Here is a 13,740-nt window from a genome sequence, read left to right on the forward strand (position 1 = left end):
GGCGACAGGGAACGGGGTGAGCGGGCATGCCGGTGGACGCCGGGATCGAGGGGCTGCTGCGTGAGCTCGCGCCGCAGGTCCTCGGCGTGCTGATCCGCAGGCACGGGCACTTCGACACCTGCGAGGACGCCGTCCAGGAGGCGCTGCTGGAGGCCGCCGTCGCCTGGGCCGAGCGGGGCGTGCCCGAAAGCCCCCGGGGCTGGCTGGTCACCGTCGCGTCCCGGCGGCTGACCGACCAGTGGCGCAGCGAGCAGGCCCGGCGGCGCCGGGAGGTCGCCGTCGCGGCGCTGGCCCCCACCGGCCCGGGCGCCCTGCCCGCCGAACCCGGCCAGGAGTCCCCGCACGACCACGACGACACCCTGACGCTGCTGTTCCTGTGCTGCCATCCCGCGCTGTCCGAGCCCTCCCAGCTGGCGCTCACGCTGCGGGCCGTGGGCGGCCTGACCACCGGGCAGATCGCCCGCGCGTTCCTGGTCCCCGAGACGACCATGGGGCAGCGGATCAGCCGGGCCAAGCAGCGCGTCAAGGCCGCCGGCGCCCGGTTCGGCCCGCCCCCCGAACCGGAACGGGCGGACCGGCTGCGGGTGGTCCTGCACGTGCTGTACCTGATCTTCAACGAGGGGTACACCGCCACGTCCGGCCCCGACCTGCAACGCCCCGACCTGACCGCCGAGGCGATCCGGCTGACCCGCGCGGTCCGCCGGGAACTGCCCGGGGACGGTGAGGTGGCGGGCCTGCTGGCGCTCATGCTGCTCACCGAGGCCCGCCGCGCCGCACGCACCGCGCCCGACGGGTCGCTGATCCCGCTCGCCGAGCAGGACCGCGGCCGGTGGGACGCGGCGCTGATCAAGGAGGGCGTCGCGCTCGTCACCGACGCGCTGGCCCGCGGCGCGGTCGGCCCCTACCAGGTCCAGGCCGCCATCGCCGCCGTCCACGACGAGGCACCCAGCGACCAGGACACCGACTGGCCGCAGATCCTCGCCCTCTACGACGTGCTCGAACGCCTCGCCCCGGGGCCGATGGTCACCCTCAACCGCGCCATCGCGGCCGCCATGGCGCACGGGCCGCGGGCCGGGCTCGACCTGCTCACCCCCCTGGACGCCGACGAGCGGATGAGCGGCCACCACCGCCTGCACGCGGTCCGCGCCCACCTGCTGGAGATGGCCGGCGACCACGCCGCCGCCCGGTCCGGCTACCGGGAGGCCGCGCGGCGCACCACCAGCCTCCCCGAACGGCGCTACCTGGAAGGGCGCGCCACCGCCCTGCGCGCGCGGGCCGAAGAGCAGGAACCCCCGGGCCGGTAAACTGGGCGGCAGGTCCCCGGGCGGGGATCGCGGCGGTGGGGCCCGCCGCCCCGCGGCAGCGGGAAACCTCGGTGACCACCGGCAACGGTCCCTACCAGCGACCTCGGCATCCTGGTGGGAGGAATCGGTGCCCGAACCCCGTATCGACTGGACGACACCGGCGGTGATCTCGGCGGGCGGCGTGCTGGGCTCGCTGGCCCGGCACGGCCTGTCGGTGGCGTTCCCCCACCAGGCGGGCCGGTTCGACTGGGCGATCTTCGCGGTCAACACCGCCGGATGCCTGCTCATCGGCGTGCTCATGGTCCTGATCACCGAGGTGTGGGAGGTCCACCGGCTGGTTCGCCCGTTCCTGGGCATCGGGGTCCTGGGCGGGTTCACCACCTTCTCCGCCTACGTTGTCGGCATCCAGCAGGACCTGGCCGCCGGCGCCCCGCACACCGCGCTGGCCTACCTGGCCGGCACCTGCGCGGCCGCGCTCGCCGCCGTCCACGCCGGCGTCCACGCCACCCGGCTGGTCGCCGTCCCGCACCCGCGCAAGGAGCCGCCATGAGATCGCACGGCCCGGCCGCCCGCCTGACGATCTTCGTCGGCGAGTCCGACACCTGGCACCACAGGCCGCTGTACCACGAGATCGTGCACCGCGCCCGCCAGGCCGGGCTCGCCGGCGCCAGCGTGATCCGCGGCATCGAGGGTTACGGTGCCTCCAGCCGCGTCCACACCAGCCGGATCCTGTCGCTGTCGGAGGACCTGCCGCTGGCCATCGTCATCATCGACACCGAGCAGGCCGTCCGGGAGTTCCTGCCCCTCCTGGACGAGCTGCGGATCGGCGGGCCGGCCGTCATCGACCGGGTCGAGATGGTCCGCTGGGCGGCGCGGTGACGCTCGCGCTGGTCACGCTCGGCGCCGCCGTCGGCGCCCCGCTGCGCTACCTGATCGACCGGCTGGTGCAGGCCCGCCTCGCCTCGGTGTTCCCGTGGGGGACGTTCACCGTCAACGTCCTGGGCTCGGCGCTGCTGGGGTTCCTGGCCGCGCTGCCCGCCGACCCGCGGGTGCTGGCCGCCGCCGGAACCGGGTTCTGCGGGGCGCTGACGACCTACTCCACCTTCTCCTACGAGACCCTGCGGCTGGCCGAGGACGGCGCCCGCCCCTACGCCCTCGGCAACGTCCTCGGCTCCGTCGCCGCCGGCCTGGTGGCGGCCTACTGCGGCCTGGCCCTGGCGCACGCCCTCACCCGGGGTTGGTGAGCGGCACGGCCTGATGCACTCTTCCCGGTCGTGGTCGGCAAGCCTCAGTGCTGCGGGCGGAGCCCGTTGAGGGCGGTTTCGACAACGCTGTCGGCGTAGGCGGGGGTGAGCGCTCCGGTTAGGGGCGTTTTCCGTGCTCAGCCCGCTCTCCGGCCAACGCGCTCGAGCAGGCCGGCCCAGTCTCGACGGGTGAACTCCACGATGACCTCCGGGGCGCCGGTGGAGTCGCGCACGCCGATGGTGCCGTCGGCGGCCCGCGCCACCTCGACGCAGTGGCCGTCCGGGTCGCTGATGCTGGATTTGCGCCAGTGGGTGAACTTCGCGGTCATGTCCGTCCCGTCTCCTCGTCCAGCCGGTCGGCCGCCTCGCTGAGGAAGCCCAGGCTCTGCACCGGGGACAGGGCGGCCTCGCGGAGGCGGTCGTAATGTCCGGTATACCGTGCCACCTCGCGGCGCTCGGTGTGCAGGAGGTCGGTGGTGACGGTGTCGACCAGGGCCATGGGCGGGTCGGCCTTGTCGGGGAAGGTGTAGAGGACGAACGACGACTTGGGTAGCAGGCCGCCGGGGATGCGGGCGTCGTGGGGCAGGACCCGGACGGTGATGCGGGCGTGTCCGGTGACGAGCCCGACCAGGTGCCGCAGTTGCGCGCTCATCACCGGGGCGGGCACGGCGAGCCGGCGGATCACCACCTCGTCAAGGATGGACTCGTAGTGGGGGCCGTCCGCGCTGAGCAGGTGCTCCTGGCGGCGCAGCCGGGCCTCGGCCATCCGCTCGGGCACGTAGGCGATCGGCCCGTCGGCCTGGTCGAGGTCGCTCAGCGCCCGGGTGAACTCCGGTGTCTGCATCAGGGCGGGGAAGCCCGTCTGGTTGTAGTCGCGGATGGTGTGGGCGCCCCACTCCAGGTCGGCGGCCAGGCGCTGGCGCGGGCCCATGCTGTTGCCGAAACGGTCCCACCAGCCCTTCTCGGCGGCCTCCCGGGCGAGTTGGACGATGTCTTCGCGCTGCCTGTCGGTGACCTGCAGGGTGTCCAGCCAGTTCAGGAGCTGGTAGAGGTCGATGCGGAGCTGGCCGTTCTCGATCTTGCAGATCTTGGAGCGCGATTGCAGGATGACCCGGGCCATATCGTCAATGGTCATATCGCGGCTTTCGCGCAATTTGCGGAGTTTGACGCCGAGGCGTCGGCGGCGGATGAAAGGGCTGGTCATGGCGACCCCCGATGACCTGGGCCGAGTGGCCCGTGTTCGATTGGTTACCGAACGTATATCCCAGGCGTCGGACATCCCGGGCGGCTCCGCCGGGGAATGGGGCTCGGATCATGGCCGAAAACGGCCAGCCTGCGAAATTTCTGATCCGGCAGGTTCTCGCCCGGAGGGTGAATTGGAACCCGGCCACGCATCCTGGTGCCGAATCGGCGGGGAGAAGCCCGCTCGTACGGTGAACATGGAGTCGCCATCCGCTCACGGATGGCGATCACATGTCGAGCATCCTTCCCCGGAGGCCCCCGTGCTCCTGACGACTTCTCCCGACGCCCCGGCCGTGCCGCTGTACTGGCGGCGGGCCTTCCCCGGCGGCGCGGAGCAGGCCCGCGCCGCCCGCCGGTTCGTGGCCTGCCTGCTGGACGGGTTCCCCGTCCTGGACGACGTCCTGCTGGCGGTGGACGAGCTGGTCGTCAACGCCGTCCGGCACACCAAGTCCGGGCAGGCCGGCGGGTCGTTCACCGTCGGCATCGGGTGCGGGGGCGGCGGGGTCGTCGTGTCCGTGGCCGACCAGGGCGGGCCGGAGGAGCCGGTCGCCCGGGACGCCGGCCCGCTGGCCGAGTCCGGGCGCGGGCTGCGCACCGTCGCACTGATCGCCGCGAGCTGGGGCTGGCACGGCAACGAGTCGGGCCGTACCGTCACCGCCGTGTTCGCGACCGGTGCCGGGAGCACGCCGGGGTGACCGGAGTGAGGCGCGGGTCGTGACCCTCTCCGCAGCCTGCTGTGGCGCGCATCACATCGACCTCATGTCACGGACGGGCGGGCAGCCTGCATCTGGTGGTCGTCAGCGACAGGTGGAGGGACGATGAGCACACAGCACGAAGCGGGGATGGCGGCCGCACACCACGTTCTGGTTCTGGGGGCGGGCTACGCGGGCATGTCCGCGGCGATCCAGCTCGCGGCCCGGCTCAAGGGGCGCGAGGACGCGCGGGTGACCCTGGTGAACGCGCAGGAACGGTTCACCGAGCGGCTGCGGCTGCACATGACGGCGACCGGGCAGCGGCTCGCCGAGCTGAGCATCCCGGAACTGCTGGAGGGCACGGGCGCGCAGTTCGTGCGCGGCTGGGTCACGGCGGTGGACGCGGACGCGAAGATCGTGCGGATCGACGACGACCGGGCCCTGCACTACGACACGCTGGTGTACGGGTTGGGCGGCGAAGCCGACACGGCGGTGCCGGGCGTCGAGGACCACGCGTACACCCTGAGCAGCGCGCAGGACGCCGAGTTGCTGGCCGACCGGCTGGCGCGGCTCGCAAACGGCACGGTGGTGGTCGGTGGCAGCGGGCTGACCGGCGTCGAGTCGGCCGCGGAGATCGCCGAGCGGTACCCGGAACCGAACGTCGTGCTGCTGGGCCTGCGTGAACCCGGCGCGGCCATGAACCCGAAGGCCAGGGCATATCTGCAGGCCGCGCTCGAGCGCCTGGGCGTCAAGGTGCGGAGCGGGGTCGAGGTGGTGAAGGTGCTGCCTGACGCGGTCGAGCTGACGGACGGGGAGAGCATCGCCGCCGACGTGGTCGTGTGGACGAGCGGTACGCGGGCCTCGTCGCTGGCGGCCACCGCCGGGCTGACCGTGGACGAGCGCGGTCGCGTCGTCACCGACGCCGCGCTGCGGTCGGTGTCGCACCCGGAGGTGTATGCGGTGGGTGACGCGGCCGCGATCCGCCAGGGTTACGGCGTCATGCACGGCACGTGCCAGGGGGGCATGCCGACCGGTGTGCACGCCGCGATATCGATCGTCCGGGTACTGAAGGGCAAGCAGCCCAAGCCGTTCCGCTTCGGCTTTTACCACACGCCGGTGAGCCTGGGCCGGCACGACGCGGTGGTGCAGTTCACCCGCCCCGACGACAGCCCCCGACGGGTGTGCCTGACCGGCCGCATGGCGGCCCGGTATAAGGAGATGGTGACCGCTTCGCCCTGGTCCACGTGGGGCCGGATGAAGAAGATGCCCGCCTCGGGCGCGTTCTGGCCCCGCGGCGGCCGCTTCACCTCGGCCCGGGGGGCGCGGTGACCCACTCGTCCTCGGACCGCGACCAGCAGGCGTTCCACCAGCACCGCAACCTGCTGTTCTCGGTGGCCTACCGCGTCCTGGGCACCGCGGCCGATGCCGAGGACGCGGTCCAGGACGCCTGGATCAAATGGTCGGCCGCCGACCGCTCGCAGGTGGCCGACCCCAAGGCGTACCTGACGCGGATCGTGTCGAACCTGGCGCTGGAACGGCTGCGCTCCACCCGGTACAAGCGTGAGACCTATGTGGGGCCGTGGCTTCCGGAACCCATCCTCACCAGCGGCGACATCGCCGAGACCGTCACGGGCGCCGAGTCGGTGTCGATGGCGATGCTGGTGGTGCTGGAGACGCTGAGCCCGCTCGAGCGCGCGGTGTTCGTGCTGAAGGACGTCTTCGACTTCAGCCATGCCGAAATCGCGGCGGCGGTAGAGCGTTCCGAGGCCGCGGTGCGGCAGGCCGCGCATCGTGCCCGTGCGCATGTGCGGGCCCGACGGCCGCGCTTCACCGCGGACCGGGCGCGGCAGCGCGAGGTCACCGAGCAGTTCTTCGCCGCCGCGGCCGGGGGCGATGTCAACGCGCTGATGCGGTTGCTGTCCCCGGACGTCACCCTGTGGACCGACGGTGGCGGCAAGGTCCGCCAGGCCATGCGTCCGATCGTGGGCGCGGCGACGGTGGCCACCTGGTTCGCGTCCCTCGGCACCGTCACCTACCAGGGCGTGGAGCCTGCCGACATGAACGCCGAACTCGTCGAGATCAACGGCGGGCCGGGCGTGGTATTCAGCGGGTCGGGCCGCGTGATCGCGACGGTCACCTTCGATTTCGCCACCGACGGCCGTATCACCGCCATCCACAACGTGGCCAACCCAGACAAACTCCAGGCCATCGCCGAGGGCATCGCTCACGACATCGGGACGTGGTGAGTCCTGCCCCACGGCCGACGGGGCCCGGAAGCGTCTCCTCGTCCTTGCCGTATTACCGCGAGAAGCGGTCATTTTCTGACCGCTTCTCCTGCGATCGTGGTCGCATGCCAGTCAACGACAACGATCCGAACACCGCCGCGCCCGTCCTCGCCCCCCGGCGCCGGGCGCGGCGCGAGCCGGTGACCGTTCTCGACGCCCGGGCGCTCAACCGCGCGACGCTCGCCCGGCAGCTGCTGCTCGACCGCGCCGACATGCCGGTCCTGGACGCCGTCGCGCACCTGTGCGGCCTGCAGGCACAGGAGCCGCAGGAACCGTTCGTCGGGCTCTGGTCGCGGCTGCGCGCCTTCGACCCGGCGGCGCTCTCGGACCTGCTGACCGGGCGGGGCGTGGTACGGACCCACCTCATGCGCCGCACCGTCCACCTCGTCGCCGCAGACGACGTCCTGGCCTGGCGGTCCCGGCACGACGCCATGCTGCGCCAGCGGGTGCTCGGGGTCTACCGCCGCGAGCTCGCCGGGGTGGACCTCGACGAGCTCGCGGCGGCGGGACGGGCCGTGCTGGCCGACGGGGAACCCCGCTCGATGAGCGAGCTCGCGCGTGCGGTGGCCGGGCGCTGGCCGGAGCCGGGGCCGCGGGCGCTGGGCGAAATGCTGATCGCCCTCATCCCGGTGGCGCAGCTGCCGCCGCGCGGGCTGTGGCGCACGAAGGCGGGGGTGCGCAACCTCCCGATTCCCCGCTGGCTGGGGCGCGAGATCGACCCGCCGGCACCGGAGGGCTCCGATCCGGTCGGTGAAGTTCTGGTGCGGCGCTACCTGGCCGCGTTCGGCCCCGCCGCCACCGCCGACCTGCGCGCCTGGTGCGGCCTCGCCGGGTTGCCGGCCGCGGTGACGGCGGTACGCGGGGAACTGGTCGCCTTCCGCGACGAGCGGGGCCGGGAACTGCTGGACCTCCCCGACGCGCCGCGCCCCGACCCCGACACGCCCGCCCCGGTGCGGTTCCTGCCGGCGTTCGACAACGCGCTCCTCGGCTACCACGACCGCGGCCGGATCGTCGACGACGCCCACCGCGGCCTGTCGGTCGCCGGTGCCCGCGTCGTCCTGGTCGACGGTCGGGTCGCCGCGACCTGGGACGTCGAGGCCGGCACCGTGGCCGTCACCCCGCTGCGCGGCCTCTCCCCGGCCGACCGCGCCGACGTCGCCGAGCAGGGGCGGGCACTGGCGTCGTTCCTCTCCGACGGCGACAGCCGTCGCGTGCGGATCGCCGCCGCTCCCCGCTGAGCGGCACGCCCGCTCGGGTACGGGACGCCGGCCCGGACAACCGGGCACTGAGGGCACGAACGGTATCCGGCGGCGATGCCGCGCCGCGGGAAGCCGTAAACAATCCGTAAACCGGTTCCACCAGAGTGAGGGCACGTGAGGCGGCGGGCCGGACGGGCCCGGCACCGCCCCGATGCCGGACCGAGAGAGGGATCATGCGCAAGCTCATCGAGTCGACGTTCGTGACGCTGGACGGGGTCATCGACTCCCCGCACAAATGGGGCTCGCCCTACTGGGACCAGGAGCACGCGGGATACGGCGACCGGCTCTTCTCCGCCTGCGACGCCCTCCTGCTGGGGCGTGAGACCTACGAGGCTTTCGCCCAGGCCTGGCCGCAGATGGAGAAGGCCGGAGACGAGACCGCCGTCCGGATGAACGCCCTCCCCAAGCACGTCGCCTCCCGCACCCTGACGGAGGCCACGTGGAACGCCACGATCATCGAGGGCGACGTCGCCGAGGAGGTCGCGCGGCTCAAGAAGCTGCCCGGCAAGAACATCCTGAAGTACGGGACCGGCGAACTCGACCGGACGCTCCTGGAGCACAGGCTGGTGGACGAGTACCACTTCTGGATGTTCCCCGTCGTCGCCGGGGGCGGTCAGCGCCTCTTCGACGGCCTCGACACGACCCACCTGAAGCTGGTGCGGTCCACGCCGTTCGCCTCCGGCATCGTCGTGCTCACCTACGAGCCGAAGCGGTAGGCCGGGCCCGCCGATCCGCCGCACGGCGGTCACCGGTCAGGACGTTCCGGGGACATGCGCGGCGACGGTGAGCACGCCCGGTTCCGCCCCCGCCGAACCGGGCGCACCCGACCGCGGCGCGCCGCCCGGCGGCTCGCACGTGAGCGTTCCGGCGGGCGGACGGGTGCCCCCGCGCGGGCCGGCGGTGGGGATCGCGCGGGTGGAGGCGGTTCAGTGAGACCCGAGGAGGGCCTTCTTGCGGGACCGGTAACGGCGCAGCAGGAGCGGGCGCAGCCAGCGGACCGGCGGGGGGAAGTTGCCCATCATGTGCTCGTAACCGGCCGGGCGGTCGGGATCCTCCAGCAGGCCGAGCACCAGGTCGGGCCCCGCCTTGGGCGCCCCGTCGACGATGGCCTTGCGCAACTGGAGGACCCGCGCGTTCGGGACCTTGGGCATCAGGTCCGCCAGGGCCGGTTCCTCGGTGCCCAGGTGGTGCAGGAGGACGTCGCGCACCCGCGCGGCGGTGGCCGCGCCGCGCCGCACGGCGTCACCGGCGGACGGCCCGCCCGCCGCGAGGGCGTCGGCGGCCTTGGTGAGGTCCTGGAGTTCGACGTCCAGGGCGTGGTGCTCGGCGGTCAGCTCGTCGAGCTTGGCGACGGTCTGGGGGAAGTACTCGCGCAGCACCGGCCAGAACAGCTCGTCCTCGCTGGCGTGATGGTGATGGACGAAGGTCACCAGCCAGTGGGTGGTGCCCACCAGGGTCTTGGTGTCGACCGGTTCCCCGGCCGCCCGGCGGGCGAAGGCGTCCGCCGTGAGCCGCGCCCCCCGGCGCATGATCGTGTGAACCGTGATGAGCTCGTCGTAGAGGTCCGAACCCTCGGTCCGTGCCGCTGGTGACGCCATGGCCTGCCCCCGATTTCAGGTTACATCGTGTGCAATGAAAGCCAATATAGTGCATCGACCTGGAACTATGCTGTCCGCCATGACCGAGCCCCGCCCGTACCACTCGCCGCTCCGCGACCGGGCGGCGGCCCAGACCCGCCGCGAACTGATCGCGGCGGGCCGGCGGCTGTTCGTGCGCCGGGGCTACGCCCAGGTCACCGTGGCCGACATCGCACGGGAGGCGGGAACGGCGGTCAAGACCGTGTACGCGAGCGTGGGCGGCAAGGCGGAGATCCTGCGAGAGATCATCGAAACGGCCGTCATCGAGTCCGGCGCCGACGAGAACGTCGCCGAGGTACGCGCCACCCACGACCCGGCCGCCGCGCTGGCCCTCCTGGCGCACGGCACGCGGCGGGCCAACGAGCGGGACAGCGAGGTCATCGCGATCGTCTACGGCGCGCTGTCCGTGCACGAGAGCACCGGCGCGCTGTGGGAGCAGCTCACCGGCCGCTACCGCATCGCCCTGTGCGAGGTCGCCAAGCACCTCGACGACCTCGGCGCGCTCCGCGCCGGGATGACGGTCGAGCGGGGCACCGACCTGCTGTGGTACTGCTTCGGGCCGCAGTCATGGCGCACGCTCGTCGGCGACTGCGGCTGGACCTGGGACGACGCCGAGGCCCAGCTCGCCTCGACCGCCACCGCACTGCTCCTGCCCTGAACACCAGCGAGCGTTCATCACCCGGCCCGCCTCGAGTTCCAGGTGGGAGCCGGTGAAGGCGGCCCGCATGCGCCGGTCGTGGGTGACGATGACGAGTGAACCCGGGTAATCGGTCAGCGCCTCCTCCAGGTCGTCCATCAGGGCCGGGGACAGGTGGTTGGTGGGTTCGTCCAGGAGCAGCAGGTCGGCCGGTTCGCTGACCATGCGGGCGAGTTCGAGCCTGCGGCGCAAGCCGGGAGAGAGAGCTTTGACCGGCGAGGCGAGATGGGCGGCGCGGAACAGTCCCAGCGCGAGCAGCGCATCGGCGTGTTCGGCCGGATCTCCCGGTCGCCCTGCCGCGAACGCTTCCAGGACCGTGCCTACGCCGGGCACGATGCCGTTCTGCTGACGCAGGTGGCCCACGCGGGGCGCCCGGCGGACCGTGCCGGTGTCGGGGACGAGTTCACCGGCCAGGACACGCAGGAGCGTGGTCTTGCCCGCTCCGTTGGGGCCGGTGACCAGCAGCCGTGCTCCCGGTTCGATGCGCAGTGACTCGATGTACAGGCGCTCGCCGACACGCACATCCGTCATTTCCACGAGGGGGGCGGCGGTGTCGATGGCGGCGGTGATGTGGGCGGTGAACCGCAGCGGCCGCGGCGGCGGCGGAACCCGGTTCAGATGGAGCCGTCGCAGCCGTTCGCGAGCGCCGCGGACCCTGCTCATCGCCCCGTGCGCCCGTGATCTGGCGCGGAACGCACCCGCCCCGCTGAAGGCGGCCGGGGCCTTGCGCGGGATGGCGGCCAGCCGTTCCGCATGGGAATCGGCCAACCCCTCCTGGCGGGTCACCTCGGCGCGCCACTCCTGGTGCTCTCGCTCCCGGCGCGCCCTGGCCGCCGCCTTGGCCGCCAGGAATCCGGTGTAGCCGTTGCCGTAACGGTGCACGGTGCGCAGCTCGTGGTCCACCTCCACGATGGTGGAGGTGATCCGCTCCAGGAAGAGCCGGTCGTGCGTGACCGCGATCAAGGTACCCCGGTGGTTGCTCAGATGGTTCTCCAGCCAGGCGACGGCCTGGTCGTCAAGGTCATTGGTGGGTTCGTCGAGGAGCAGCACTTCGGGAGCCGCGGCCAGGGTCGCGGCCAGCTCGAGCCGGGACCTCTGCCCGCCCGACAAGGTGCCCAGCGGGCGGTTGCGATCCAGTCCGGGCAGGCCGAGCGCGTTCAGCATGATCTCGACCCGGGTGTCGGCCTGATATCCCTCGCGGGCCTCGAACCGGGCGACCAGGTCGCCGTAGCGGGCCAGCTCGGCGGGCGTGGCGCCGCCCAGGCCGAGCTCGGCCTGCCGTATCCGGCCCTCCAGATCGCGCAGGTCCGTCAGCGAGAGGTCGACGGCGTCGCCGACGAGGGCGGTTCCGGGCAGGTCCGAGGTCTGGGCCAGGTAGCCGACGCCGCCGGGCGCCGCAACGGTGACGGAGCCGTTGTCGGGCCGGCTTCGTCCGGCGAGCAGGTGCAGCAGAGTGGATTTTCCGGACCCGTTGTCGCCGATCACCCCGACCTTTTCGCCGGGCTTGACCGTGAGCGAGACCTCGTTCAGCACGATCTTGTCGTCGTACCGCTTGGTGACGCCGGACAGGACGAGTTGGGTGCCGGATGAGGGATGACCGATGCGCATATAAGCGTCCTCCTGAAGTCGGCACGGCCGAGTGGACGGTGGTGCGGTGGTGCGGTGGTTCTGGTGCCGGAAAGGCCGGGGCTGCCGCCGTTCCGTCGGTCAGGTGGTGGTTCCGGGGGCGGGCACGGCGTGTTCGGCGGCGCGGCTGACCTGTTCCCAGGCGGCCCAGGTCGTCATCCGCCGGCGGGAGATGTCGAAGGCCAGGTCGTAGACCATGCTGCCGAGCAGCAGCCGCAGCGGCGGGTCTTCGCCGTCGACCAGCTTCAGCAGCGCCTCGGCGGCCAGGCGCGGCTCGCTGTCGATCGAGCCCTCGGCCCACTGCTTTTCCAGCTCGGCGCGCAACGGGCCGTACTCCGCCAGCGGCGACGTCGTCGTCATGCTGGTGTACAGGTCGGTCCAGTAGCCGCCGGGCTGGACGATGCTGAGCTTGACGCCGAACGGCGCGGCCTCCATCGCCAGCGCTTCGCTCATGCCTTCCAGCGCGAACTTGCTCGCGCTGTACATGCCGGTGCTCGGGAAGCCGCCCAGGGCGGCGATGCTGGAGACCTGCACGATGTGACCGGACGCCTGGGCGCGCAGGTGCGGCAGGACGGCCTGGCAGACCCACATCGCCCCGAAGAAGTTGACCTCCAGTTGGGCGCGCGCCTGGGCCTCGGTGAACTCCTCGACCATGCCCGAGGACATGGTCCCGGCGTTGTTCACCACGATGTCGAGCCGGCCGAAGTGCTCGGCGGCGGTGCGCACGGCGGTGAACACCGCGTCGCGGTCGGTCACGTCCAGGGGAAGGGCGAGCAGCCGGTCCCCGTACCGGTCGTCGAAGTCCTGGCGTGTGATGGTGCGGGCGGCGGCGGCCACCTGGTCGCCGCGCTCCAGCGCGGCGAGGGCGAACGCGCGGCCCAGGCCGCGGCTGGCTCCCGTGATGAACCAGGTGCGGGGAGAAACGGCATCCGGGGTGCGCATGTGCAGAACTCCGATCGGTTGTCTTCACCATTCGAGACGGTCCGTCTCGTCTCGAATGGTGAAGGTATCCCTCACCCCCGATCCTGTCAAGACGGACCGTCTCGTCTAGTTTTTGTTAGGTTGACGGCATGACGACGCAACACAAGCCCCCCTCCGGCACGGCCCGCCGGAGCGAGGCTTCCCGGCGGGCCATCCTCGCCGCGGCCTTCGAGCTGGTGCAGGAAGTGGGATACGCCAGGCTGAGCATCGAGGGCATCGCCGCCCGGGCCGGTGTCGGCAAGCAAACGATCTACCGCTGGTGGCCCTCCAAGGGGGCGGTCCTCTTCGACGCCTTCCTCATGCTCAGCGAGCAACCGGACGGCGGAGCGGCCGCCCTGCCCGACACCGGTGATCTGGAGGCGGACCTGAAGGCGGTACTCCGAGCCACGGTCGAAGAACTCAACGATCCGCGCTACGACGAGCCGATGCGCGCCCTGAACACCGAGATCACCCATGATCCGGCGCTCGCCGCTCTCTACGCGGAACGACTGGACGGCCCGATGCGGGAACTGAAGAAACAACGACTGCGCAGCGCCCAGCGGGCCGGGCAGCTGACCGAAGACCTCGACCTCGACGTGGCCGTCGACATGCTCTGGGGGCCACTGCTCAACCGATGGCTCCAGCGCAGCGGGGCGCTCACCCCCGCCTACGCCGACAGCATTGTCGAGACCGCCCTCAACGGGCTCCGCCCGCGTCGCTGAGGGGAGGGTCGGGGCGCCTCCCGGCGGTACGGCTCTCCCGCCAGGGCGGCGAGGTCGCAGGCGAGGGTCGAG

16 protein-coding genes are annotated in these 13,740 nt (G+C 72.3%); 11 read left to right on the plus strand and 5 right to left on the minus strand.

Going from position 1 to position 13,740, the window contains the following annotated elements:
• Positions 1 to 26: 26 nt before the first annotated feature.
• The 4 genes from DPM19_RS17400 (at position 27) to crcB (ending at position 2,548) form a co-directional block, all read left to right on the plus strand.
• Positions 27 to 1,304 (plus strand): RNA polymerase sigma factor, encoded by a 1,278-nt coding sequence (locus DPM19_RS17400; RefSeq protein WP_111868965.1) that lies wholly within the window; start codon positions 27 to 29, stop codon positions 1,302 to 1,304.
• Positions 1,305 to 1,431: 127 nt separating this feature from the next.
• Positions 1,432 to 1,854 carry a fluoride efflux transporter FluC gene (locus DPM19_RS17405; protein ID WP_111868966.1) on the plus strand — a complete coding sequence of 141 codons (423 nt, stop codon included), beginning with the start codon at positions 1,432 to 1,434 and terminating at the stop codon, positions 1,852 to 1,854.
• Positions 1,851 to 2,183 (plus strand): DUF190 domain-containing protein, encoded by a 333-nt coding sequence (locus DPM19_RS17410; RefSeq protein ID WP_111868967.1) that lies wholly within the window; start codon positions 1,851 to 1,853, stop codon positions 2,181 to 2,183. The genes DPM19_RS17405 and DPM19_RS17410 overlap by 4 nt, the downstream gene beginning before the upstream one ends.
• A complete protein-coding gene (gene crcB / locus DPM19_RS17415; protein ID WP_111868968.1) occupies positions 2,180 to 2,548 on the plus strand; it encodes a fluoride efflux transporter CrcB in 369 nt (122 codons plus the stop codon). The genes DPM19_RS17410 and crcB overlap by 4 nt, the downstream gene beginning before the upstream one ends.
• Positions 2,549 to 2,685: 137 nt before the next feature.
• Here the strand turns inward: crcB and DPM19_RS17420 are convergent, their stop codons facing one another.
• Entirely contained in the window at positions 2,686 to 2,877 is a 192-nt protein-coding gene (locus DPM19_RS17420; protein WP_111868969.1) for a DUF397 domain-containing protein, read from the minus strand.
• A complete protein-coding gene (locus DPM19_RS17425) occupies positions 2,874 to 3,752 on the minus strand; it encodes a helix-turn-helix domain-containing protein (protein WP_111868970.1) in 879 nt (292 codons plus the stop codon). Before DPM19_RS17425 ends, DPM19_RS17420 begins: the two co-directional genes overlap by 4 nt.
• A 298-nt stretch (positions 3,753 to 4,050) precedes the next feature.
• Between DPM19_RS17425 and DPM19_RS17430 the strand changes: the two genes are divergently transcribed.
• The 5 genes from DPM19_RS17430 to DPM19_RS17450 all read left to right on the plus strand — a co-directional run bounded on the left by DPM19_RS17430 (position 4,051) and on the right by DPM19_RS17450 (position 8,742).
• Positions 4,051 to 4,485 carry an ATP-binding protein gene (locus DPM19_RS17430; protein WP_233510232.1) on the plus strand — a complete coding sequence of 145 codons (435 nt, stop codon included), beginning with the start codon at positions 4,051 to 4,053 and terminating at the stop codon, positions 4,483 to 4,485.
• Positions 4,486 to 4,608: 123 nt separating this feature from the next.
• Positions 4,609 to 5,811: an NAD(P)/FAD-dependent oxidoreductase gene (locus DPM19_RS17435; RefSeq protein WP_111868972.1), complete on the plus strand. Its 1,203-nt coding sequence runs from the start codon at positions 4,609 to 4,611 to the stop codon at positions 5,809 to 5,811.
• Positions 5,808 to 6,728, plus strand: coding sequence for an RNA polymerase sigma-70 factor (locus DPM19_RS17440; RefSeq protein ID WP_111869093.1), 921 nt, complete (start codon positions 5,808 to 5,810; stop codon positions 6,726 to 6,728). The genes DPM19_RS17435 and DPM19_RS17440 overlap by 4 nt, the downstream gene beginning before the upstream one ends.
• 179 nt (positions 6,729 to 6,907) lie before the next feature.
• Positions 6,908 to 8,005: a winged helix DNA-binding domain-containing protein gene (locus DPM19_RS17445; protein ID WP_111869094.1), complete on the plus strand. Its 1,098-nt coding sequence runs from the start codon at positions 6,908 to 6,910 to the stop codon at positions 8,003 to 8,005.
• Between the two features lie 194 nt (positions 8,006 to 8,199).
• Complete coding sequence (locus tag DPM19_RS17450) at positions 8,200 to 8,742, plus strand: dihydrofolate reductase family protein (RefSeq protein WP_111868973.1); 543 nt, start codon at positions 8,200 to 8,202, stop codon at positions 8,740 to 8,742.
• A gap of 210 nt (positions 8,743 to 8,952) precedes the next feature.
• On the opposite strand, the gene DPM19_RS17455 is transcribed toward DPM19_RS17450, so the two are convergent.
• Positions 8,953 to 9,624: a hemerythrin domain-containing protein gene (locus DPM19_RS17455; RefSeq protein ID WP_111868974.1), complete on the minus strand. Its 672-nt coding sequence runs from the start codon at positions 9,622 to 9,624 to the stop codon at positions 8,953 to 8,955.
• 79 nt (positions 9,625 to 9,703) lie between these two features.
• On the opposite strand from DPM19_RS17455, the gene DPM19_RS17460 reads away from it, so the two are divergent.
• Positions 9,704 to 10,321, plus strand: coding sequence for a TetR/AcrR family transcriptional regulator (locus DPM19_RS17460; RefSeq protein ID WP_111869095.1), 618 nt, complete (start codon positions 9,704 to 9,706; stop codon positions 10,319 to 10,321).
• Here the strand turns inward: DPM19_RS17460 and abc-f are convergent.
• Together abc-f and DPM19_RS17470 are read right to left on the minus strand one after the other, a co-directional pair.
• Positions 10,229 to 11,968: a ribosomal protection-like ABC-F family protein gene (gene abc-f / locus DPM19_RS17465; RefSeq protein ID WP_111868975.1), complete on the minus strand. Its 1,740-nt coding sequence runs from the start codon at positions 11,966 to 11,968 to the stop codon at positions 10,229 to 10,231. The genes DPM19_RS17460 and abc-f overlap by 93 nt on opposite strands.
• 99 nt (positions 11,969 to 12,067) lie before the next feature.
• Entirely contained in the window at positions 12,068 to 12,928 is an 861-nt protein-coding gene (locus DPM19_RS17470; RefSeq protein ID WP_111868976.1) for an SDR family oxidoreductase, read from the minus strand.
• 128 nt (positions 12,929 to 13,056) lie between these two features.
• Here DPM19_RS17470 and DPM19_RS17475 point away from each other — a divergent pair, with 128 nt between their 5' ends.
• Positions 13,057 to 13,668 (plus strand): TetR/AcrR family transcriptional regulator, encoded by a 612-nt coding sequence (locus DPM19_RS17475; RefSeq protein WP_111868977.1) that lies wholly within the window; start codon positions 13,057 to 13,059, stop codon positions 13,666 to 13,668.
• The last annotated feature ends 72 nt before the right edge of the window (positions 13,669 to 13,740 follow it).

It is taken from the genome of Actinomadura craniellae, from assembly GCF_003289645.1.
GTDB lineage: Bacteria > Actinomycetota > Actinomycetes > Streptosporangiales > Streptosporangiaceae > Actinomadura_D > Actinomadura_D craniellae.